This is a genomic window from Clostridium sediminicola, from assembly GCF_050402865.1.
Taxonomy (GTDB): domain Bacteria; phylum Bacillota; class Clostridia; order Clostridiales; family Clostridiaceae; genus Clostridium_AF; species Clostridium_AF sediminicola.
In genome coordinates, this window is record NZ_BAABMF010000081.1 from 1 (window position 1) to 366 (window position 366).

2 tRNA genes and 1 rRNA gene are annotated in these 366 nt (G+C 45.9%); all 3 read right to left on the reverse strand.

Annotated elements, in window-relative coordinates:
• Positions 1-33: 33 nt before the first annotated feature.
• Positions 34-110, reverse strand: a tRNA-Ile gene (locus ACQ3F0_RS26815).
• A 5-nt stretch (positions 111-115) separates the two neighbouring features.
• Positions 116-191 (reverse strand) — tRNA-Ala (locus tag ACQ3F0_RS26820).
• 87 nt (positions 192-278) lie between these two features.
• A 16S ribosomal RNA gene (locus ACQ3F0_RS26825) occupies positions 279-366 on the reverse strand; the annotation flags it as partial.

Here is a 366-nt window from a genome sequence, read left to right on the forward strand (position 1 = left end):
TTAATTCACTATGCAATTTTCAATGAACATAAATGGTGGGTCTAAGTGGACTCGAACCACCGACCTCACGCTTATCAGGCGTGCGCTCTAACCAGCTGAGCTATAGACCCATGTATGGTGGAGATAAAGAGATTCGAACTCTTGACCCCCTGCGTGCAAGGCAGGTGCTCTCCCAACTGAGCTATACCCCCATTTTTGAGTTTAATCACTCAAAATTAAACAGAGTAGATAAAAAACCGAGTCAATATTATGAGAACATTGTTCTCATTTCTCCCTAGAAAGGAGGTGATCCAGCCGCAGGTTCTCCTACGGCTACCTTGTTACGACTTCACCCCAATCATCGATCCCACCTTCGACTGCTGGCTC